The sequence below is a fragment of the Massilia sp. 05N420 genome (assembly GCF_056397205.1).
In genome coordinates this window covers 112,566-133,007 of sequence record NZ_JBFTMX010000010.1, presented here as the reverse complement: position 1 = coordinate 133,007, position 20,442 = coordinate 112,566, and the positions used below count along the sequence as shown (strand labels likewise).

General features: G+C 65.8%; 19 protein-coding genes. 6 read left to right on the top strand and 13 right to left on the bottom strand.

Going from position 1 to position 20,442, the window contains the following annotated elements; genetic code table 11:
• From AC1DIX_RS08570 to AC1DIX_RS08555, 4 genes are all read right to left on the bottom strand, one after another.
• On the bottom strand, positions 1 to 410 hold a 410-nt coding region (locus AC1DIX_RS08570), incomplete at its 3' end, for an acyl-CoA dehydrogenase family protein (RefSeq protein WP_477323553.1).
• A 26-nt stretch (positions 411 to 436) separates the two neighbouring features.
• Entirely contained in the window at positions 437 to 1,228 is a 792-nt protein-coding gene (locus AC1DIX_RS08565) for an ABC transporter ATP-binding protein (protein ID WP_441935213.1), read from the bottom strand.
• A 9-nt stretch (positions 1,229 to 1,237) separates the two neighbouring features.
• The gene (locus AC1DIX_RS08560) at positions 1,238 to 1,978 is read right to left on the bottom strand and encodes an ABC transporter permease (RefSeq protein WP_442121289.1); all 741 of its coding nucleotides are present in this window, start codon (positions 1,976 to 1,978) and stop codon (positions 1,238 to 1,240) included.
• Between the two features lie 97 nt (positions 1,979 to 2,075).
• Positions 2,076 to 3,068: an ABC transporter substrate-binding protein gene (locus tag AC1DIX_RS08555; RefSeq protein WP_441935212.1), complete on the bottom strand. Its 993-nt coding sequence runs from the start codon at positions 3,066 to 3,068 to the stop codon at positions 2,076 to 2,078.
• Positions 3,069 to 3,402: 334 nt separating this feature from the next.
• On the opposite strand from AC1DIX_RS08555, the gene AC1DIX_RS08550 reads away from it, so the two are divergent.
• The 3 genes from AC1DIX_RS08550 to AC1DIX_RS08540 are packed head-to-tail and all read left to right on the top strand — an operon-like array spanning position 3,403 to position 6,954.
• Positions 3,403 to 4,641, top strand: a complete 1,239-nt coding sequence (locus AC1DIX_RS08550; RefSeq protein ID WP_441935211.1) for a nucleoside recognition domain-containing protein — start codon at positions 3,403 to 3,405, stop codon at positions 4,639 to 4,641.
• Positions 4,642 to 4,666: 25 nt separating this feature from the next.
• Positions 4,667 to 6,373 (top strand): D-alanyl-D-alanine carboxypeptidase/D-alanyl-D-alanine endopeptidase, encoded by a 1,707-nt coding sequence (dacB, locus tag AC1DIX_RS08545; protein WP_477323551.1) that lies wholly within the window; start codon positions 4,667 to 4,669, stop codon positions 6,371 to 6,373.
• Positions 6,370 to 6,954: a GNAT family N-acetyltransferase gene (locus AC1DIX_RS08540; protein ID WP_477253448.1), complete on the top strand. Its 585-nt coding sequence runs from the start codon at positions 6,370 to 6,372 to the stop codon at positions 6,952 to 6,954. The genes dacB and AC1DIX_RS08540 overlap by 4 nt, the downstream gene beginning before the upstream one ends.
• Before the next feature lie 29 nt (positions 6,955 to 6,983).
• On the opposite strand, the gene AC1DIX_RS08535 is transcribed toward AC1DIX_RS08540, so the two are convergent.
• The 9 genes from AC1DIX_RS08535 to murQ all read right to left on the bottom strand — a co-directional run bounded on the left by AC1DIX_RS08535 (position 6,984) and on the right by murQ (position 16,750).
• Complete coding sequence (locus tag AC1DIX_RS08535; RefSeq protein ID WP_477323549.1) at positions 6,984 to 7,718, bottom strand: hypothetical protein; 735 nt, start codon at positions 7,716 to 7,718, stop codon at positions 6,984 to 6,986.
• Between the two features lie 151 nt (positions 7,719 to 7,869).
• Positions 7,870 to 8,493: a M15 family metallopeptidase gene (locus AC1DIX_RS08530; RefSeq protein WP_441935207.1), complete on the bottom strand. Its 624-nt coding sequence runs from the start codon at positions 8,491 to 8,493 to the stop codon at positions 7,870 to 7,872.
• Between the two features lie 10 nt (positions 8,494 to 8,503).
• A complete protein-coding gene (locus AC1DIX_RS08525) occupies positions 8,504 to 9,409 on the bottom strand; it encodes a LysR family transcriptional regulator (RefSeq protein WP_441935206.1) in 906 nt (301 codons plus the stop codon).
• 60 nt (positions 9,410 to 9,469) lie between these two features.
• The gene (locus AC1DIX_RS08520) at positions 9,470 to 10,414 is read right to left on the bottom strand and encodes an N-acetylmuramoyl-L-alanine amidase (protein WP_477323547.1); all 945 of its coding nucleotides are present in this window, start codon (positions 10,412 to 10,414) and stop codon (positions 9,470 to 9,472) included.
• A 36-nt stretch (positions 10,415 to 10,450) separates the two neighbouring features.
• A complete protein-coding gene (locus AC1DIX_RS08515; RefSeq protein ID WP_477323545.1) occupies positions 10,451 to 11,386 on the bottom strand; it encodes an N-acetylglucosamine kinase in 936 nt (311 codons plus the stop codon).
• Between the two features lie 233 nt (positions 11,387 to 11,619).
• Positions 11,620 to 13,170 carry a glycoside hydrolase family 10-like protein gene (locus AC1DIX_RS08510; protein ID WP_477323559.1) on the bottom strand — a complete coding sequence of 517 codons (1,551 nt, stop codon included), beginning with the start codon at positions 13,168 to 13,170 and terminating at the stop codon, positions 11,620 to 11,622.
• Positions 13,171 to 13,248: 78 nt separating this feature from the next.
• Complete coding sequence (locus tag AC1DIX_RS08505; RefSeq protein WP_477323543.1) at positions 13,249 to 14,391, bottom strand: acyltransferase family protein; 1,143 nt, start codon at positions 14,389 to 14,391, stop codon at positions 13,249 to 13,251.
• Positions 14,392 to 14,523: 132 nt separating this feature from the next.
• Positions 14,524 to 15,789: an MFS transporter gene (locus AC1DIX_RS08500; protein ID WP_477323541.1), complete on the bottom strand. Its 1,266-nt coding sequence runs from the start codon at positions 15,787 to 15,789 to the stop codon at positions 14,524 to 14,526.
• A 79-nt stretch (positions 15,790 to 15,868) separates the two neighbouring features.
• Positions 15,869 to 16,750, bottom strand: a complete 882-nt coding sequence (gene murQ / locus AC1DIX_RS08495; protein ID WP_477253442.1) for an N-acetylmuramic acid 6-phosphate etherase — start codon at positions 16,748 to 16,750, stop codon at positions 15,869 to 15,871.
• Between the two features lie 149 nt (positions 16,751 to 16,899).
• Here murQ and AC1DIX_RS08490 point away from each other — a divergent pair, with 149 nt between their 5' ends.
• From AC1DIX_RS08490 to AC1DIX_RS08480, 3 genes are all read left to right on the top strand, one after another.
• Entirely contained in the window at positions 16,900 to 18,276 is a 1,377-nt protein-coding gene (locus AC1DIX_RS08490) for a serine hydrolase domain-containing protein (protein ID WP_477323539.1), read from the top strand.
• A 96-nt stretch (positions 18,277 to 18,372) separates the two neighbouring features.
• Positions 18,373 to 19,614 (top strand): D-amino acid dehydrogenase, encoded by a 1,242-nt coding sequence (locus AC1DIX_RS08485; protein WP_477323537.1) that lies wholly within the window; start codon positions 18,373 to 18,375, stop codon positions 19,612 to 19,614.
• Between the two features lie 363 nt (positions 19,615 to 19,977).
• Complete coding sequence (locus tag AC1DIX_RS08480) at positions 19,978 to 20,430, top strand: YchJ family protein (protein ID WP_441935198.1); 453 nt, start codon at positions 19,978 to 19,980, stop codon at positions 20,428 to 20,430.
• Positions 20,431 to 20,442 lie beyond the last annotated feature (12 nt).

The window sequence follows — 20,442 nt, the reverse complement described above, 5'->3', positions numbered from 1 at the left end:
AAGCAGCCGATCCATTCGCCGGTGGCCAGCTTCGGCAGGTATTTCTGCCTGGTCTCTTCATTGCCGAATTCAAAGATCGGCACCATCACCAGCGAGGATTGCACGCTCATCATCGAGCGGTAGCCGGAATCGACGCGCTCGACTTCGCGCGCGATCAGGCCGTACGACACATAGTTCAGGCCGGGGCCGCCGTACTGTTCCGGGATGGTCGGGCCCAGCAGGCCGAGTTCGCCCATCTCGCGGAAGATGGACGTGTCCATGGCTTCGTGCCGGAAGGCTTCGAGGATGCGCGGCTGCAGCTTGTCCTGGCAGTAGGCCGCGGCGGCGTCGCGCACCATGCGCTCTTCGTCGGTGAGCTGCTGGCTCAGCAGCAGCGGGTCATCCCAGTGGAATTGGGCTTTTTGTCTCATGATGTTCTCTTTCTTGTCTTGTCGCTTCAGTCGGCGGTCGCGGTCAGGCGCTCGGCGTTCTCGTGGCGCTGCTGCTCTTCCATCACCAGTTCGCCCAGCATGCGCTTGATGCGGTTGAATTCCGGATCGGCCGGATCGCGCGGGCGCTCCAGCGTGATCGGTACGTCGCGCTTGATGGTGCCGGGACGGTAGGTCATGACGATGGTGCGGTCGGCCAGGTACACCGATTCCTCGATGCTGTGGGTGACGAACACGATGGTGGTGCCGAAGGTCTTCCAGATCTTCAGCAATTCGTCCTGCAGGTTGCGCCGGGTGAGGGCGTCGAGGGCGCCGAAGGGCTCGTCCATCAGCATGACCGGCGACTCCAGCGCCAGCACGCGGGCGATCGCCACACGCTGGCGCATGCCGCCCGACAGGTCCTTCGGATAGCGGGCGCGGAAATCCTGCAGCTTGAGCATGTTCAGCAGGAAGTCGACGCGCTCCCGGATCTGCGCGGCGCTGCGGCCCGCCACTTCCAGGCCGAAGGCGATGTTCTTCTCGATCGTCATCCAGGGGAAGAGCGCGTACTCCTGGAACACCATGCCGCGGTCGGGACCGGGCTCGAGGATCGGCTTGTCGCCGGCCAGGATGCGACCCGAGGTCGGATGCGAGAAGCCGGCGATCGCGTTCAGCAAAGTCGACTTGCCGCAGCCCGAAGGGCCCAGCAGGCAGATGAATTCGCCGCTGGCGATCTCGAGGTTGATGTCGCGCAGGGCGACGACCTCGCCGCCCTGGCCGGCGAACACCTTGTTGACGCCGTTGATGTGGATGGCTGTCATGTCGTCTCCTTAATGGTTGTCGAGACCGCGATGCCACTTCAGCAAGTGGTTGTTCAGCGCGCTCATGCCGGAGTCGATGGCCAGCCCCAGCAGGCCGATGGTGAACATGCCGGCGATGATCTTGTCGGACCAGAAGTATTCGCGTGCTTCCAGGATGCGGAAGCCGAGACCGTTGTTCACCGCGATCATCTCCGCGACGATCACGACGATGAAGGCGGTGCCCATGCCGATGCGCGCACCGGCCAGGATATAGGGCGTGGCGGCCGGCAGGATCACGCGGCGGAACATCGTCATCGGGCCGACGCCGAGGTTGCGCGCCGCGCGGATATAGATCGAATCGACCTGGTGCACGCCGGCGATGGTGTTCATCAGGACCGGGAAGAAGGAACCCAGGCTGATCAGGAAGAAGGCCGGCGGATTGCCGAGGCCGAACCACAGGATCGACAGCGGGATGTAGGCGATCGGCGGGATCGGACGCAGGATCTGCACCAGCGGATCGAACAGTTTATACACGGCCTTGTTGGTACCCATCAGCAGGCCCAGCGGCAGGGCCAGGCCGGCGCCGATGGCGAAGCCGACCAGCACCCGCGTCAGGCTGCTGTAGGCGTCTTCCAGCAGTTCGCCGGACACCAGCCAGCGCAGATAGCTGCTCTGGGCCGGGTCGTAGGCGCTCAAGGGCATCAGGTACTCGCCCCATTTATGCAGCACGGCGAGGGGCGAAGGCAGGACCTGCGGATTCACCCAGCCCATGGCCGATGCGCCCTGCCACAGCAGCAGCGCCGCGAGCGGAACCGCGGCGCCATGGACCAGGCGCCGGAGCAACAGAAGATTCATCCCGACCCCTTGCTTATTTAGCGGACTTCTTGGCTGCCTGCAGCAGATCCAGCTTGACCCAGTCCTTCGCGGCCGGCGGGTTCGCCATGCGGCCGACGTTGTACTTCATCATGTAGTCGGTGGTCAGCTGGACGTGTTCGACCGTGATGTCGTCGGTGAACTTGGCGTTTTCCATCGCGTCGCGGTAATCCTCGGACGACACCTGGTTCTTGAACATGGATTCACGCACATACTTCTCGGCCAGCTTCGGATCGGCCAGGAATTTGCGGGTGGCGTCCACGAAGCACTGCATGAAGCGCTGGGCGACGTCGCGGCGTTCCTTGTACAGCTTTTCCGACATCACCAGGGCACGGGTCGGCTCTTCCAGCGGGGTGTCGTAGGGCTTGATGATTTCGGTGCCGTATTTCTTGTTGATGGCCTGGGTCGAGTAGGGCTCAGACTGGCTCATGGCGTCGATGTTCTTGGTCAGCAGGGCCTGGTTCAGGTCCGGATAACCCATGTAGACGACCAGCACATCCTTGCCCGGCTTGTCCGACCAGGTCATGTTGTGCTTCGACAGTTCGGCGAACAGCAGGATTTCCTGCGGGCCGCCGCGGGTGACGCCGACCTTCTTGCCCTTCAGGTCGGTGATCGAGTGGATGTTCAGGTCGGGACGGCCGACGATGCGCACGCCGCCCTTGGCGAAACCGGCCACCAGGTAGACCGGCACGCCGCTGGCGCGGCCGGAGATGGCCGCTTCCAGCGCGCTGGCCGAGACGTCGACTTCGCCCGCGATCATGGCCGGCACGATGTCCAGGCCCTTGGCGAAGACGCGCTCTTCGATTTTCAGGTTGTACTGCGGCGCGATTTCCTTCATGTAGGCGACGGCGCCGTAGTGGGCGAACTTCAGGTTGCCCAGGCGGACCAGGTCGGCCGCATGGGCCAGCGGGAATTGCGCGGCGGCTGCCAGGGCGACGGCCAAGGTCTTGACGTTCAGGAATGCTTTGATGCGAGTGGCGAATGCCATTGCTGTCTCCTTGATGATTGATTGTTGTTGCACGACTCTGCGGTACGTTGCCAACAAAGCATGAGCAGTTTCCATGCCAGCGATCAAGGTGTTAGGGCTTTCTCCAAGTCCTTGTTTTAGAAGAACAAATAGATTGGCGTTAAAGGAATGGCACCGGCGATTCCGTGAATCCGCACAATCCGCCCCCGATCTGTCCGGAATGCCGCACGTCGACCGCGGCGCCGGTACATAACTTTTTCACATAGCCTCGGGGCATTCTTTCATCCTTGCAGCTTGCGCTACGCCTATACTCTCCGCTGCACAATTAAGCGCACGTTCGCCCTGACTACATCACATGGCTCTGAATTACATCTGGATCGGCTTTTTCCTGGTTGGCTTCGTCGCGGCGCTGGCCCAGTGGATCTTTCTCGGAGATACCGAGATCTTCAAGCGCATCATCGACGGCACCTTCGATTCCGCCAAGATGGGCGTGATGGACATCGCCCTGCCGCTGGCCGGCGTGATGACCCTGTGGCTGGGCCTGATGAACGTCGGCGAGAAGGCCGGCGCGGTCGGCTGGCTGGCGAAGATCATTTCTCCCTTCTTCTCGCGCATCTTTCCGGAGGTGCCGAAGGACCACCCGGCCACCGGCCACATGGTGATGAACTTCTCGGCCAACCTGCTGGGCCTGGACAATGCCGCCACGCCCTTCGGCCTGAAGGCGATGGAAAGCCTGCAAAGCCTGAACCCGAACAAGGACACGGCCAGCAACGCCCAGATCATGTTCCTGGTGCTGCACACGTCCGGCCTGACCCTGATCCCGCTGGCCATCATGGCCCAGCGCGCCATCCTGGGGGCGAAAGACCCCTCGGACATCTTCATTCCCTGCATGATCGCGACCTATGTCGCCACCGTCGCCGGCATCATCGCCGTGTCGATCCGCCAGCGCATCAACCTGATCAACGGCGTGGTGCTCGGCTGGCTGGGCGGCATGACGGCCGCCATCGCCGGCCTGATGTGGTACATGACGACCTTCCTCACCAAGCCGGAAATCGAGACCTTCTCGAAAGTCGCCAGCAACCTGATCCTGTTCACCATCATCGTCGTGTTCATCGTCGGCGCGCTGCGCAAGAAGGTGAATGTGTACGAGGCCTTCATCGAGGGCGCCAAGGGCGGCATCCAGACCTCCTTGACCATCATTCCCTACCTGGTCGGGATGCTGGTGGCGATCTCCGTGATCCGCAATTCCGGCGTGCTGGGCTTCGTGGTGCAGGGCCTGGAATGGCTGATCCGCCAGGCCGGCCTCGACACCGCCTTCACCCCTGCCCTGCCGACCGCGCTGATGAAGCCGCTCTCCGGCAGCGGCTCGCGCGCGCTGATGATCGACGCCATGAAGACCTATGGCGTGGATTCCTTCGTCGGGCGCCTGGCCTGCATCTTCCAGGGCTCGGCCGACACCACCTTCTACATCGTCGCCCTGTACTTCGGTTCGGTCGGCGTGCGCAAGACCCGTTACGCCATTTCCTGCGGCCTGATCGCCGACCTGGCCGGCATCATCGCCGCCATCTCGGTGGCCTACGTGTTCTTCGCTTGATTTTTGAATGAATAAAGGGACCAGCATGTTTCGCATCCGCCCGCTCGCCTTCGCCGCCCTCGCCACCGTCGCTTCCTTCAGCGGCGCGCTTCCTGCCCACGCCCAACTGCCGGAACCGGTCGCCCAGGTGCTGCGCAGCACCGGCATCGCGGAAGACGCCGTCAGCGTGCTGGTGCTGCGCGACGACCAGACCGTGCTGTCCCACTTGGCGGACCGCCCCATGCAGCCGGCCTCGACCATGAAACTGGTGTCGACCCTGGTCGGCCTGGAGACCCTGGGCCCGGTGTTCCGCGGCCGCACCGAGCTGCGCACCACCGGCGCGCTGCGGGGCGACACGCTGAAAGGCGACCTGGTGCTGCGCGGCGGCGGCGACGTCGACCTCTCGGGAGAAGCGCTGGAAAACATGCTGCGCAGCCTGCGCTACCAGGGCATCCGCAAGATCGAGGGCAAGCTCGTCGTCGACCGCCAGCTCTTCAATCCGGCGCGCACCGACCTCGGCACGCCGCCCTTCGACGAATCGCCGGAAGCGTATTACAACGTCATCCCCGATGCGGCCATGATCAACAAGAACATGCTGCAGTTGGACATGCGCTCGACCGGCTCGCGCCTCAAGCTGCAGATGCAGCCCGAGCTGCAGGGCGTGAGCATCGGCCACGACATGAAGCTGATCGACGCCAACTGCAAGCAGTGGGACGACGGCTGGAAGCTGCCGGAAGTGGTGCCGCAGAAGAACGGCGGCATCAAAGTGATGCTGCACGGGACGTTCCCGAAGAATTGCGAGCAGAGCTATTCGATCAATGTGGTCGACCGCCAGGACTACGTGGAGCGCCTGTTCCGCGCCACCTGGAAACGGCTCGGCGGCACCATTTCCGGCAATGCCGTCGAGGGCGCGACGCCGCCCGAATCGCGCCTGCTGGCCGCCCACGTCTCGCGCACGCTGCCGGAAATCGTCCGCGATACGAACAAACCTTCCGACAACCTGCTGGCGCGCCTGATCTTCCTGAGCCTGGGTTCGCTGGAAGCGGACCCGGTTCTGGGCAGCCATCCGCAAGCCGGCGCCGCCGAAACGACCTTCTCGCGCAGCGATGCCGCCGTGCGCAACTGGATGCGCGCCCACGGCATCGACGACAAGGGCCTGGTGCTCGAAAACGGTTCCGGCCTGTCGCGCACCGAGCGTATCACCCCGGCGCAGATGGGCGGCCTGCTGAAGGCCGGCCTGCGCAGCCCTTGGGCGCCGGAATTTCAGTCCAGCATGCCGATCGTCGCCGTCGACGGCACCATGCGCCGCCGCCTGCACGACAGCCCGGCGGCCGGCCGCGCACGCCTGAAGACGGGCACCCTCAGCAACGTCGTGTCCCTGGCCGGCTATGTGCCGGACGCCACCGGCAAGCCGCTGGTCGTGGTGGCCATGGTCAACAGCAGCCTGGCCAGCAACGGCCGCGGCCGCGCCGTGGTCGACACCCTGGTCGACTGGGCATCACGCCTGGGCGGTCCTGCCCAGCCGGTGCTGCGCGTGCCGGGACAGCCGGCGCCGAGCCAGCCGACGCCGGAACCGCAGCCGACGCCGCAAGGCGTGCTGGCGACGCCGCCGGCCCAGCCCGAACAGCCGCTGCAGCCGGCCCAGCCCCAGACCCAGCCCCAGCAAGCCACCCAGCAGGGGCAGCAGCAGGGCCAGAACAGCAATCAGCGCCAGCCCATGCCGCCCGCTCCGGCGGCGCTGGAACGCCCGTGAGCGGCGACGCACCGGCACCGGTGCCTGCCTCCGCCTCCGCATCGGCAGGCACGCCCGCCGGCATCCGCATCCGGCGCTTCACGGCGCGCGAATGGCCGGCCTACCGCGCGCTGCGCCTGCGCTCGCTGGCCAACGCACCCGAGGCCTTCGGCAGCAGCTTTCAGGCCGAGGAAGCCTGGGCCCAGGAACTGTGGATGGCGCGCCTGACCGCGGCCAGCGTCTCGGGCCGCGACTGCCCGCTGGTCGCGGAATCGGCCGGACCGGACGACGCCGTCGCTGACATGCTCGGCCTGCTCTGGGCCAAGTGCGACGCCGAGGATGCCGGCATCGTCAACCTGTTCCAGATGTGGGTCGCGCCGGAAGCGCGCGGCCGTGGCGTGGCGGCGGCCCTGGTCGACGAAGCCGTGACCTGGGCGCGTTCGATCCGGGCGCACAGCGTCCGCCTGGGCGTGGTCTGCAGCAACCAGGCCGCGATCCGGCTCTACCTGCGCAAGGGCTTCCGCGACGTCGGCACGCCGGCGCCGATCCGCCCCGGTTCGGCACTGCTCGAGCAGACGATGTGCTTGAACTTGATGCAATAAAATTTCAAATTTAGCCTGTTTTTGAAACTTTATTGCGGCACCGAACTCGCCTTGACCGTCGCCGCCGCGTTGCCCGGCTGCGCGGGCGCCCCGGCCGCCCCGGCCAATGATGCGGCGCCGCCCGAATTCCCCTGCGCCGTATTCGTGCCCGGCTCCATCCACGGCGTGCCGGCCAGGTTGGGCCTGGCTTCCACCAATGAGACATTCGCGCCGGTGCCCTCGCGGATCGCGCGCACCACATCCATCATGGTCGACTCGGTGAATTTTTCCGGTGTGCCGAGGAAGACGCTGCCCAGGCGCCGCGGCCAATGCATGATGCCGCCCTCGGGCTTGGTGAACACGGCAACCATGTCGAGGTGATAGCCGCTCTTGTAGGGGAAGAGGCAGGCGACCAGGTTCATGTCCTCGGTGCCGCGCACCCGCGGGGTCGCCTTGGCGGTCCATGCCGCGCCGTCGCAACTGGGGCCCCTGGCCACCGGAGAACCCGCCGGCATGCCGGTCGGATCGGCGATCTTGAAGTGGCCGGGCAGGTCGGTCGCCTCGACGCCGGAAGGCGTTGCCACCACCGCATCCTTGACGTTGCGGTTGATGCCGTCGGTGGCCGCCTTGGTGACCGATTGCGCGGGAGCGTCGGTCCTGATGTCGAATACCCGGTAGTACTCCACCGTCGTACTGCGCGACGCCAGCGGGTTGTTGCCGCCATCGGTGCTGCATCCTGCCAGCGCGGACGACAGTCCGGCGGCCAGCGCGCAAGCCCGCGTCATAACTCTTACCGTGCCTCTCATCATGCACCCTCCCTGTTGGTTGGACGTCTGTGACGGCTCCAATTTTTACGCTTGCTCATGCATGACGAATGAGTTGGCTCAAGCGTGCGCGGGTGCCGTCAGCGTGGCGCCACAGGGATGCGGCAAGAACTCAGAGTACGCGGCGGAAGGTCTGGCGCACCAGGTTGCGGTCGCCGCAATCGAAATGCCACCATTCGGTGTTGATGCCGACAAAGCCGGCCTGGAACATCGCCTCGCGCAGCAGGCGGCGGTTGGCCACCTGGGCTTCGGTAAGAGCACCGGTCTGCAGGAAACCTTCTTCCAGCTTCGGGTGCGAGAGTTCGGTCATGTCGTCGAAGCCGGTGCCCATGTCGAGCTCGCGGCCGGCTTCGTCGAGGATGGTGATGTCGAGCGCCATGCCGTAGGAGTGGATCGAGCCGCGCTCCGGATTGGCGAGATACATCTGCAGGCCGGTGCCCTCCAGCGCGTCCCACAGCTGCTGCTGCACGCGCTGGGGACGCAGGGCGTCCAGCACCAGCACCGTGCAGCCGGGCCGCTGTTCCTTCAACCAGGCCACCACGCGCTCGAGCGCCGCGGCGGCATCGACGTGCAGCCAGGCGCAGTCGTACGGCGAGTACAGGTCGCGGCCGATGAAGTTGTCGGGGGTGGCGTAGCGCAGGTCGACGGCGATGCCGGCGATGCTGGAGAGGTGACGGAACTCGGGATCGCCGGCGATGTCCTCGCTGGCGATCGTCAAGGGCCCGGTAATGCTCATTGTCGACCTTTCACTGAGTTCCTTTGTCTAACAATGCGCGGGCGGCCGCGCCGATGCAGTTTGCCAGCTCGCGCGCACCGTGCGACAGCGGCGCATGGCTCGCCGTCAGCAGGTAGAGCTGGACCGGAATCGCCGGCGCCCACTGGCGGCACTGGACCTTGGCCTTGGCCGCCGAGGCCGCCGTGAACGGGTCGAGCACCGCGCTGCCGGCGCCCGCCTCGACCAGCGAGCGGGCGATCTGGTAGGTCTGCACCACGGTCTGGAATACCGGATGCACGTCCTGGGCCTCGCAGGCCGCCACCACCATTTCGCCGAGCGGGTCGCGGTCGGCCAGGCCGATCAGTTCGCCGGACAGGGCGCTCGGGGTGATCGGCTCGCGGCATTCCGCCTCGCTCCAGGTGCCGGCCGGCGCCATCACCATCAGGTTGCCGGCGGCGATCGCTTCGGCCTCGATGCCGGGGTGGCGCGGGTCATGCAGGGACAGCGCCAGGTCGGCCTCGCCCAGGCGCAGGGCGTTGACGATCTCGCTGGTGTGGAAGGTGGCCAGTTCGCAACGGGTCTGGGCGAACTCGCGGCGCCACACCGTCAGGGCGGCYGGCAGCACGCTGACGGCGATGGTCGGCGTCGAGATCAGGCGCACGGTCTCGCCGGCGCGGTTCTTCAGGCTGGCGGCCAGGCGGCGGATGCCCTGCAGGTCGCGGTTCAGCTTTTCCGTTTCCGCGAACAGGCGGTGCGCTTCCGGCTTCGGATACAGCTTGCCGCGGACGCGCTCGAACAGCGGCATGCCCAGCTGCAGCTCGGCATGCTGCAGCACCTTGGTCACCGCCGGCTGCGAGATATGGAGAACCTGGGCGGCACCGCTGATGGTGCCGACCTGCATGATGGCGTGGAAAACTTCGATATGGCGCAGGCGCATCGCTTCACCCTTTGGAGCAGAAAGGGAAAGGATACGTAAAACTGACGCTGCCGGAAAGCATCACTGCTGAACTTTTACCGGCGGTGTTGCAGGAATGGCTGCCGGATCGACCGTGGCGGGGGCTGGAACCGGCACCGGCGTCGGCATCGGAGCCGGCAGCACGGCCGACGGCACCGGCGAAGTGATCACCGGCGACGGCAGCACTGGAGGTAGCAGCGGCAGCGGGCCGCTCGGGTTGGTCAGCGCCTCCAGCAGCGCGGCGGTTTCGACGTCGGGCATGCCGTCGATGTTCGCCGGACGGTATTTCATCTGGAAGGCCGACAGCACGGAGCGGGTCTGCTCGTCCATGTTGCCGGACTGGACCAGGCCATAGCCCCAGGCCGCCAGCTTCTTCTGGAACCAGGCCACGTCCGGCAGCTGGGTCTGGAAGATCGGCGTCACCACCGCCACGCGGGCGGCGTCCGGCCACACCACCAGGCCGGCGTCGGCCAGCTGCTTCCACGGGAACATCGGACCCGGGTCCTGCTTGCGCAGCGGGGCGATGTCGCTGTGGCCGAGCACGTTTTCCGGCGCGATGTGGTTGCGGGTGACGATGTCGCGCACCAGCGGAATCAGGGCGTCGATCTGGTACTGCGGGAAAGGCGCGTAGACGCGGCCGGCCGGGGTGTCCTTCCAGCCCGGATTGACGATCTCGATGCCGATCGAGCTGTTGTTCAGCTGGGTGTAGTTCTTCCAGCTCGAATTGCCGGCATGCCAGGCCGCGTTCTTCTCGTCGACCAGGTTGTAGATGACCGGCCTGGGCTCGTCGGTGAGCAGGTAGTGAGCGCTGACTTCCTGCTGCGTCAGGATCTTGATCGAGGTCGGGCGGTCGCTGACGGTATAGTGCAGCACCAGGAAGCGGGCGCGCGAGCTCTGGCCCTTGGCCGTGTAGGTCTTGTCATACTGCGGTCCGGTGGCGCAACCGGCCAGCAGGGCGATCAGGAGGGTGGCGGCAAGGCTTTTCATGGATGGTTCGTCTCGTCGAATGTTGAATGCTTGTTATTATGCAGCAGGGGTCGGCGGCGGTTCGAGCGCCATGCGCGCCGCCGCGTAATGGGCGCCGCCCGAGGTCTGGCTGAATGCCAGCCCGGCCGGCAGCAGTTCGCGCATCGCCGCCACGATGGACGGGTGCAGTTCGGCCGCGCGGCCCGACACCGACACCGGGCGCGGTCCGAAGCGGGAAATCAGGGCCCGCGCCAGGCGCGCCAGTTCGGCGCCGGCATTGCGCAGGATGGCGGCGGCGGCCGGATCCTGGTCGGCCGTCGCCGCTACGGCCAGCGCCAGCTTGCCGACTGCGCCGCGTTCCTGGCCGTAGATGAACTGGCGGGAAAACGCCCAGTCGTCGCCGCCGACATAGTCGAACACGGCCTGCGCCATCTTCGAGCTGCGCCAGGCGCCGGGAGATTCGTCTTCGAGGCGCCAGATGTGGCGCAGCGCCTCCTTCGCGATCCAGAAGCCGCCGCCGCCGTCGTCCAGCACCACGCCGCGGCCGCCGGCGCGGTGGAAGGTGCCGTCAAGGTCGATGAAGGCGCCGATCGAACCGGTGCCGGCGTACACCAGGTAGCCTTCGCCGGGCGCGAAGCTGGCGCGGTAGGCGATTTCCATGTCGCTGCAGAAGTGGATGCCGCTTGCCTGCATGTGCAGCAGCTCGGCCAGCCAGCGCTGCAGCAGTTCGCCCTCGCCGCCGAAGCCGGTCAGCCCGGCCTGCACGCGCGCCGGCACGCCATGGGGCAGCACGCTGGCGGCCAGCTCGGCAAAGGTGGCGCGCACGGTCTCGCGGCCATGCGGACTGCCCATCTGCAGGGCCGACAGCCCGGCGACGGTGCCTTCGGCCACGATCTGGCCGCCCGGCGCAGCGAGCGCCCAGCGGGTCTGGGTGCCGCCGGCGTCGATGCCGAGGCCCAGCTCAGTGGCAGCGGAGGATGAGGCTTGAATCATGGTCGAAGCGAAGTGTACGCCGGTCGGGCCGGGGCGTGCGAATGAAAGGTGGCCGTATGCGCATGAGTAAAGGTTATGGAGAGCACGTCGGCCCGCGGCCCTAGAACCGTCGTGCCCGCGACTTTTGCTCCGTCGCTCCCGCGAAGGCGGGGGTCCAAGTTCTGCTTGAGTTATCGAAATTTATGCAAACTTGGGTCCCCGCCTTCGCGGGGACGACGTGCAACTGCTAACGATTAGGCCTTTTTCCAGGCCATCACCCGAGCGCTCTCATTCCCCAAGCGGTCAACCGCACTCACCACCACCAGATCCGCCGCCCCCAAAGTCGCATCGTCACCCACCAGCCACTCGTTCTGCCCGGCCGGCACCACCGCGAAGCGCCACTGGCCGCCATAGCGCGACCACAYGGCATACAGGCTGTCTCCCTTGCCTGGCGCCAGCTTCAGGCGCAGCGCACTGCCCTTGCGGGTGACGGCCACCGAGGGCGCTTCCGGCTTGTCCTTGCCCAGCCAGGGCGTGGCCGGCACCAGCGCCGGGGTGGCGTAGGAGACCGTGCGCAGCTGGTCGCTCAGGCCCTTGCGGTTCTCCATCAGCGCGACCATGCTGAAATGGACGTGGCCGCCGGCGCTCGGGCGCGAGCGCGTGATGGCGATCTGGTCGATGATCTCCTGGGGCTGGTAATCCTTGGCCGGCGGCGCGATGCCGACCCGGCTGGTGTACAGGCCCGGCCAGACGTGGCGGCCCTGGCTGTTCTGGCCCAGCCAGTAGTCGAGCAGCACGTCGTAGGCCTGGCCCGGCTGCTTGATCGACCAGTACAGCTGCGGCGTGAAATAGTCGAGCCAGCCGTTCTGCAGCCAGGTTTCGGCGTCCGCGTACAGCTTGTCGTACTGCGAGAAGCCGGTGACGCCGGGCGGGCGGCGGTCCGGGCGGCCCAGCCCGAAGGGGCTGATGCCGAAGCGGACCCAGCTCTTCTCCTTGTGGATGCCCTCGTACATGGCCTGGATCAGGTGGTTCACGTTCTGGCGGCGCCAGGATGCGCGGTCCAGCTTGCCCCCTAGGGCCAGGTAGCGCTGCCAGGACGGCTCGTCCGGGAAGTCGAGTTCCGCCTTCGCCGCCTTGCCGTTCAGCGCGGTTTCGTTGCCGACCGCGGCGTTGGGCGCCTCGATCGGGTAGGGATAGAAGTAATCGTCGATGTGGACGCCGTCGATGTCGTAGCGGCGCACCACGTCGAGCACGACGTCGAGGGTCTGCTTGACCGCCGATTCCTCGCCCGGGTCCATCCACTCGAACTTGCCGTAGGTTTTGACGGCGGCCGGATTGCTGCGGGTGATGTGGTTCGGCGCGGCCGGCGACCTGGCGATGTTGTGGCGTGCGCGATAGGGATTGAACCAGGCGTGCAGCTCGAGCCCGCGCGCATGCGCCTGCGTGACCCAGAACTTCAGCGGGTCGTACCACGGTTGCGGCGGCTTGCCCTGGGCCCCGGTCAGGTATTCCGACCACGGCTCGATCTGCGAAGGATAGATGGCGTCGGCCGAGGGACGCACCTGCAGGATGATGGCGTTCAGGTTCAACGTCTTGGCGCGGTCGAGGATCGCGATGGCCTCGGCCTGCTGCTGGGCGGCGTTCAGGTTCTGCTTGCTGGGCCAGTCGATGTTGGCGACGGTCGAGACCCAGGCGGCGCGGAATTCGCGCGGCGCCGGCGGCGGCATGTCGCCATCGCCTGCGCCGGCGGTGGCGATCTTGCCGGCGCCCGGGGTCGTGGTACAGGCCGAGAACAGGCCACTCATCGCCAGCGCGCCGGCGACTCCCGCAAGCGCGAACGCGCGTCGTTTCTGATCAGGTTGCACAGGTGCTCCACATATTTTTCAAACTTTGACGAACCATTTCTTGCGCCACATGCCCCAGGCCACCGCGAACATCAGCGCATTGAACAGCACCGCATGCAGCAGCGAGGTGTTCAGGGGCCCGATGGGCAGCGCGGCGATCGGCGCATACAAGGTTTTCCCCAGCGAACGCAGGCTGCCGTCCGGCTGGGTAAATTTAATGAAACCGAACATCTTCGCCAGGAATCCCGACAGCGCGAAGATGAACAGCGCATTCATGCCATAGATGACGAAGGGTTTGGTCCAGCGCGCCGCGGCCTCGCGCACGGCAGTGTAAGGGTTTACGTCCAGCAGCCAGTAAAAGGCGGAAAACACGATCAGGGCCCAGCCCGTCATCAGGAAGCAATAGGACGGGGTCCACAAGCTCTTGTTAATTGGCATCAGAATGGAGTCCAAAATCGCGCCGATCCACAGGCACAACAGGCCGGCCAGCAGCATCCAGACGGTCTGCTCGGTGCGGTTCACGTTCGTTGCCAGCCAGCGCCCGGCCAGCACGCCGAACAGCTGGCTGCACAGCGCGGGCAGGGTCGACACCAGCCCTTCCGGATCCCAGGTCTTGCTTTGCACCCACAGGTGATTGCCCAGCAGCGAGCGGTCGATCCAGGCGCCGAAGTCCTGGCCAGGCTCCAGCACGCCGGCGCCGATGCCGGGCACGGGCACCAGCAGCATCAGCACGCTGTACAGGGTCAGCAGGCCGGCGATGATGGCCAGCTGCATGCGCCAGCCGCAATACACGACGATGGGCGCGGCCAGCAGGGTGCACAGCGCGATCCGCTGCAGCACGCCGGGGATGCGCACCTTCTCGACATTAAAGTAGGGCATGAAGTTCAGCAGGAAGCCGATCAGGAAGATCAGCGCGGCGCGCTTGGCCAGCTTCAGCAACAGGCGCGGACGATCGGCGCCGGCCGCGGCCAGGCGTCCCAGCGAGAGCGCCATCGCGACGCCGCCGATGAACAGGAAGAAGGGGAAGATGCAGTCGGTGAAAGTCCAGCCGTTCCACTTCGCGTGTTCGAGCTGGGAATACAGGTGGCTCCAGTCGCCCGGATTATTCACCAGCACCATCGCGGCGATGGTGAAGCCGCGGAAGGCGTCGAGCGAAGCCAGGCGGGACTTGGGGTCTTGCATCTTGTTGTTGTCTCCTTCTTGTTAGCGTGTGAACGTCGCCCCCGCGAAGGCGGGGGTCCAAGTTCTGCGTGCGTTACGACTGCGCTGGCAAACTTGGGTCCCCGCCTGCGCGGGGACGACGGCGCACTACGACTACTTCTTCCCGAACTCCGGATCAATCTTCACCAGCGCCGCCATGATGAAAGCCGGCACCGTCGCCAGGCAGGTCCAGGTGAAGAAGTGCTGGTAGCCGATCATCTCCTGCAGCTTCCCGCTCCACATCCCGGGCACCATCATCCCCAGTGCCATCAGGCCGGTGCAGATCGCGTAGTGCGCGGTTTTATACGGGCCCTCGCAGACCATGATCATGTACATCATCATGGCGGTGAAGCCGAAGCCGTAGCCGAACTGCTCGATTGCCAGGAAGCCCGAGATCACGCCGAAGTTCTGCGGCTGGAAGGTGGACAGATACACGAACACCAGGTCCGGCAGGTGCACCGCGAACACCATCAGCCACAGGCAGCGCTTCAGGCCCCAGCGCGAGATCAGCCAGCCGCCGAACAGGCCGCCGATGGTCAGGGCGACGATGCCGATGGTGCCGTAGGCGGTGCCGTACTGCGCGGTGGTGAGGCCGAGGCCGCCCTTCTCGACCGGGTCCTTCAGGAAGGGCGCGACGAGTTTCAGCAGCTGGGACTCGCCCAGGCGGAAAGTCAGGATGAAGCCGAGGATCAGCCAGATTTCGCGCTTGCCGAAGAAGCTGCCGAAGGTGGCCAGGAAGGCGCGCAGCGGATTGCTGCCCTCGCTCGCCTTGTGGTCGGCGTCGGGCCGCGGCAGCACCGCCTGGTGCCAGGCGAACAGCGCGAAGAACAGGCCGGCCAGCACGAAGAACACGATGGCCCAGGCCTGGTGCACGTCGCCCAGCGACACGGCGAGCGTGCCGGCCAGGATCACCAGCGGCCCCTGCCCCGCCAAGGTCGCCAATCTATAAAAGGTGGAGCGCACGCCGACGAAGGCGGCCTGCTGCGCCTGCGGCATGCCGAGCATGTAGAAGCCGTCGGCCGAGATGTCGTGGGTGGCCGAGGCGAAGGCCATGATCCACATGACGGCCAGGCTGACCACGAAGAAGGCGGGTAAGTGAAGCGTCGCGCCGACCGCGCCGAGGCCGGCGGCAAGCGCCAGCTGCAGCGCGACGGTCCAGCCGCGCTTGGTGCCGAACATGTCGACCAGCGGCGACCACAGGGGCTTGATCACCCAGGGCAGGTACAGCAGGCTCGTATAGAAAGCGATGTCGGTGTTGGAGATCCCCATGTCCTTGTACATGACGACCGACAGGCTGTTGGCGACGATGTAGGGGATCGCCTGGCCGAAGTACAGGGAGGGTACCCACAGCCACGGGTTCTTTGCTTGCGTTTTCTGCATAACTCTTTCGTGGTGGGGCGTACCGGCGGCGCAGGGCGCTTCCAGCACGCCCCGCTCGCTTAACTGGTCATTGAACTGGTCAGCCGGCCAACGCTTCGCGCACGCTGCCGTGCGCGCTGTCCAGCAGGGCGCGCGCCTGCTCGACCTCGATTTTCCTGGACAGGGCGACGATGGCGACCTTGACGTGGAAACCGCACTGCTCCAGCACCTGGCGCGCCGTTTCATCGTCGGCGCCGGTGGCGAAGGTGGTCAGGCGGATCGCCCGGCGCACCAGCTTGGCATTGGTAGCCTTCAAGTCTACCATCAGGTTGCCATAAACCTTGTTCAAACGCACCATCAGGGCGCTCGAGAAAGAGTTCAGAGCGATCTTTTGCGAGGTGCCGGCCTTCAGGCGGGTGCTGCCCGAGATGGCTTCCGGACCGGTGTCCAGGGTGACGCCGATTTCCGCCTCGCCGGCGACCGGGGCGTCCGGATTGTTGGCGAAGCCGACGGTCAGCGCGCCGGCGGCGCGCGCGGCGCGCAGGGCGCCCAGCACATAGGGCGTGGCGCCCGAGGCCGCGATCAGCAGCACCACGTCGTCCGGGCCCACGTTCACGCTGCGCAGGTCGGCCGCACCCTGTTCGAGATCGTCCTCGGCGCCTTCGACGGCGACGAACATGGCATCGGTACCGCCGGCCAGCAGCGCCACCGCGCGGCCGTGCGGCCAGGAGAAGGTCGGATACAGCTCGACGCTGTCGAGCACGCCCAGGCGGCCGGAGGTGCCGGCGCCGACGTAGATCAGGCGGCCGCCCGCTTCCATGCGCGGCAGCGCGGCCGTGACGGCGGCGGCGATGCGCGGCGCGGCGGCGCGGACCGCCTCGACGGCCTTGAACTGGTCATCGACCAGCACATTCACCAGCTCGGTGGTGGGGTATTGGTCCAGGGAAGCGTGTTGCGGGGCGGGGGTCTCGGTGTTCAGCATAATAAAACCAGTGTAATACCAATCCCAACAGCCTGCCATGAAAGGATCGGCCGTTATCATTCCGAAAAGTTATGTATAGCTGCGGCCTATTCATTGGCAGTGCGGCCGGCGACTCCGTATGCTGGCCATGACAAGAACAAGGAGACGAGATGAACCACGGCAGGCGCAATATGCTGGGCATGGCTTTATTGGGCATGATCGATCCGCTGCTGGCGGCCGCGCCGGCGTCGAGCGCTTCCGCGGCCGCCATGCCTGGCGCGCTGAAGGCCCGGCTCGACCGCGAGCTGGCGGCGATCGTGGCGAATCCCGCCTGCGAGCTGGCCAGCCTGTCGGTGCTGGCGATCCGCGACGGCCGCATCGCCTACGAGGCCCAGTTCGGCCGGCGCCTTATTGGCAACGTCAGTGGGTCGAATGGCCAGTCGGACAAGCCGGTCGATGCGCGCACCCTGTTCCGCATCGCCTCGATCTCGAAGATGATGACCACCCTCGGCCTGATGCGCCTGGTCGAGGACGGCAAGCTGGACCTGGACGCCGACGTCTCCGGCTACCTCGGCTTCAGCTTGCGCAATCCGCATTTCCCGGACCAGGCCATCGCCTTGCGTCACCTGCTCACCCACACCTCGTCCCTGCGCGACGAGGCCGGCTATTCCTGGGGCGTCGACACGGCGCTGAAGGACGTCCTCGTCCCCGGCAGCCGCCTGCATGGCGAAGGCAAGATGTGGGCAAGCAATGCCGGCCCGGGCGCCTATTTCACTTACTGCAACCTCGGCTGGGGCGTGATCGGCACCATCATGGAAAGGGTGACGGGCGAGCGCTTCGACCGCCTGATGCGGCGCCTGCTGGTCGAGCCCCTCGGCCTGCACGCCGGCTACAACCCGTCCGAGCTGCCGCCGGAAGACGTCGCCAACATCGCGACCCTGTACCGCAAGCGCACCGTCGACACCGAGGTCTGGGATGCCAACGGCCCCTGGATCGCCCAGGTGGACGACTACAGCAAAGCGCCGCCCTCGCCACCGCCCGGCATCGAACGCTACGTCATCGGCGCGAACGCCACGCCCTTCAGCCCGACCGGCGGCATGCGCATCTCGGCCCACGACATGGGCGTCGTGATGCGCATGCTGATGAATGGCGGCGTGCACGACGGTCGACGCATCCTGCGGCAGGCCACGCTGGACCGGATGTTCTCGCGCCAGTGGACCTACGATGGCAAAGGCGGCAACGGCGACAGCCTCGACGGCCTGTTCAATTGCTGGGGCCTGGGCAACGAGCAATTCCCTGACGATCCCGCCACCCATACCCGCCTGGTCGAAGGCGGCGGCTTCGCGGCGGCCGGCCACCTGGGCGACGCTTACGGGCTGATGTCGGTGTTCGCTGCCGACCTGAAGAACCGCAACGGCATGGTCGCGCTGGTGGGCGGCACCTCGACCGACCCGCTGGCCTACAAGGGCAGGTATTCGTCTCTGGCCCGTTTCCAGGAACAGATCCTCACGACGATGCATCGGCGCGCCATCCTGGTGCGCGCATGACCGGCGGTTATGCCTGCCTGCGCTACATTCATTAGCGAAAGCCAGGGCCAGCCCCTAAGCTTTCACGTCATCATCGAAGAAAAATAGTGTGCACGGATGCAAGAAATAATCGTGATCGGCGGAGGTGTTGTCGGCCTGACCTCGGCCTGGTGGCTGCTCGAGGCGGGCCACAAGGTCACGCTGCTCGAACGTGCACCACAAGTGGGCACCGGCACCAGTTTCAGCAATGGCGGCCAGCTGAGCTACCGTTACGTGTCGCCGCTGGCCGACGTCGGCGTGCCGCTGAAGGCGCTGCAGTGGATGTTCCAGGAATATGGTCCGCTGCGCTTCAAGCCCCAGTTCGACCTGCACCAGTGGACCTGGCTGGCCGCCTTCCTGGCCAACTGCCGCGCCGACGCCAACCGCAAGACCACGAACAAGCTGCTGGAGCTGGGCGAACTGTCGCGCCAGGCGATGGTCCAGCTCGAACCGGTGGTGCCGCCGGAATCCTTCCAGTGGCGCGAGTCCGGCAAGCTGGTGGTCTACCGGACCAGGAAAGCCTTTGAGGCCGCCGCCTCCAAACCGGATTCCTCCCCTACCCGCCAGGTCTGGAACTCGGCCGAATGCGTGGCCCACGAGCCGGCCCTGGCCGCCGCCGAGGACAAGCTGGAAGGCGGCATCTACAACAGCGGCGAAGCGGTGGCCGACTGCTACGCCTTTTGCGTGGCCCTGGCCGAACGCATCGCGGCGCATCCGCGCTTTACCGGCTTCGTGCATGGCGACGCCCTGCGTCTGCTGACGTCCGGCGACCGGATCACCGGCGTCGAGACCAGCAGCGGCCCGGTGAAAGGCGACGCCTACGTGCTGGCGGCCGGCATGCAGAGCCGCGCACTGGCCCGGACCGCCGGCATTTCGCTGCCGATCTATCCGCTCAAGGGCTACAGCCTGACGGCGCCGATCCGTCCCGGCGACGTGGCGCCGGAAATCAGCGTCACCGACTTCGAGCGCAAGGTGCTGTACGCGCGCATCGGCGGCAAGCTGCGGGTGGCAGCCATGGTCGACATGATGGGCGAAGACCTGAGCCTGGACGCCCGCCGCCTGGCCAGCCTGACGCGCCAGGTCCGCGAAACCATGCCCGATGCGGCCGACTACAACAGCGTCACCCCCTGGGCCGGCCTGCGCCCCGCCACCCCGAACAGCGCCCCGATCATCGGCCACTCGCCCTACAAGAACCTGTGGCTGAACATCGGCCACGGCCCCCTCGGCTTCACCTTCGCCTGCGGCACCGCCAGCCTACTGGCCGACCTCGTCCAAGACAAAACCCCACCCTTCACCCTCGAAGGCCTGACCCTGCGCTGAAATTCGGGGTCAGAGCACTTTTCGCCTTAAATTCGGGGTCAGAGCACTTTATGGGGCAATGACCCAGCTGCAGCTAAGCCCGGCATGGCTTCTGCCATAGGGGCGAATGCTCGGGCCAGGCCCGGAATTTGTAACCAATAGTCGAAAATAGCCGCGCTGGCGGTAAAAAACGGTAATGTGCTCTGACCCCGAATTTTTGCGGAAAACTGCTCTGACCCCGAATTTTTTTCGAGACGGTTGAATTTATTTTCGGCAAAAGATGTCCGAAGATGAGGCAACTGCAGTCAATATGCTGTCTTCTCGGAAATTCCGAACAGTCATCGCCTCTCACCTGAGCCCMTAAAATGGCGGATAATTGCCGCCATGCCTACCCCGCCAAAACCCGGCTGCCCCTGCGGCAGTACCTTGCCCATCCTGCGCTGCTGTGGCCCGTATATCGCCGGCGCCGAGCTGCCGCCGACCGCCGAAGCGCTGATGCGTTCGCGCTACACGGCCTATGTGATGCAGCAGGAAGACTATCTGCGCGCCACCTGGCACCCGAGTACCCGGCCGGAAGAGTCCATCGTCGACAAAAATGAAAAGATTCAATGGCTCGGACTTGAGATAAAATCTGCTTTACGTTTACGTCAACGTAAAGTAGATCTGCCGGAACAGTTGGACCAGGACACCGTCGAATTCGTCGCCCGCTTCAGGGTCAACGGCCGCGCCCAGCGGCTGCACGAGATCAGCAACTTCGTGCGCGAACCCGAAACGCCCGGCGGCGTGCCACGCTGGTTCTATGTAGACGGCAGCTTCCCCGAGCAAAAAGCTAAATAGAATACGCAGGAG

Coding starts and splice junctions, on each gene's coding strand:
- AC1DIX_RS08565 (WP_441935213.1), bottom strand. CDS start 1,228: ATGACAGCCATCCACATCAACGGCGTCAACAAGGTGTTCGCCGGCCAG.
- AC1DIX_RS08560 (WP_442121289.1), bottom strand. CDS start 1,978: ATGGGCTGGGTGAATCCGCAGGTCCTGCCTTCGCCCCTCGCCGTGCTG.
- AC1DIX_RS08555 (WP_441935212.1), bottom strand. CDS start 3,068: ATGGCATTCGCCACTCGCATCAAAGCATTCCTGAACGTCAAGACCTTG.
- AC1DIX_RS08550 (WP_441935211.1), top strand. CDS start 3,403: ATGGCTCTGAATTACATCTGGATCGGCTTTTTCCTGGTTGGCTTCGTC.
- dacB (WP_477323551.1), top strand. CDS start 4,667: ATGTTTCGCATCCGCCCGCTCGCCTTCGCCGCCCTCGCCACCGTCGCT.
- AC1DIX_RS08535 (WP_477323549.1), bottom strand. CDS start 7,718: ATGACGCGGGCTTGCGCGCTGGCCGCCGGACTGTCGTCCGCGCTGGCA.
- AC1DIX_RS08530 (WP_441935207.1), bottom strand. CDS start 8,493: ATGAGCATTACCGGGCCCTTGACGATCGCCAGCGAGGACATCGCCGGC.
- AC1DIX_RS08520 (WP_477323547.1), bottom strand. CDS start 10,414: ATGAAAAGCCTTGCCGCCACCCTCCTGATCGCCCTGCTGGCCGGTTGC.
- AC1DIX_RS08515 (WP_477323545.1), bottom strand. CDS start 11,386: ATGATTCAAGCCTCATCCTCCGCTGCCACTGAGCTGGGCCTCGGCATC.
- AC1DIX_RS08505 (WP_477323543.1), bottom strand. CDS start 14,391: ATGCAAGACCCCAAGTCCCGCCTGGCTTCGCTCGACGCCTTCCGCGGC.
- AC1DIX_RS08500 (WP_477323541.1), bottom strand. CDS start 15,789: ATGCAGAAAACGCAAGCAAAGAACCCGTGGCTGTGGGTACCCTCCCTG.
- murQ (WP_477253442.1), bottom strand. CDS start 16,750: ATGCTGAACACCGAGACCCCCGCCCCGCAACACGCTTCCCTGGACCAA.
- AC1DIX_RS08490 (WP_477323539.1), top strand. CDS start 16,900: ATGAACCACGGCAGGCGCAATATGCTGGGCATGGCTTTATTGGGCATG.
- AC1DIX_RS08485 (WP_477323537.1), top strand. CDS start 18,373: ATGCAAGAAATAATCGTGATCGGCGGAGGTGTTGTCGGCCTGACCTCG.
- AC1DIX_RS08480 (WP_441935198.1), top strand. CDS start 19,978: ATGCCTACCCCGCCAAAACCCGGCTGCCCCTGCGGCAGTACCTTGCCC.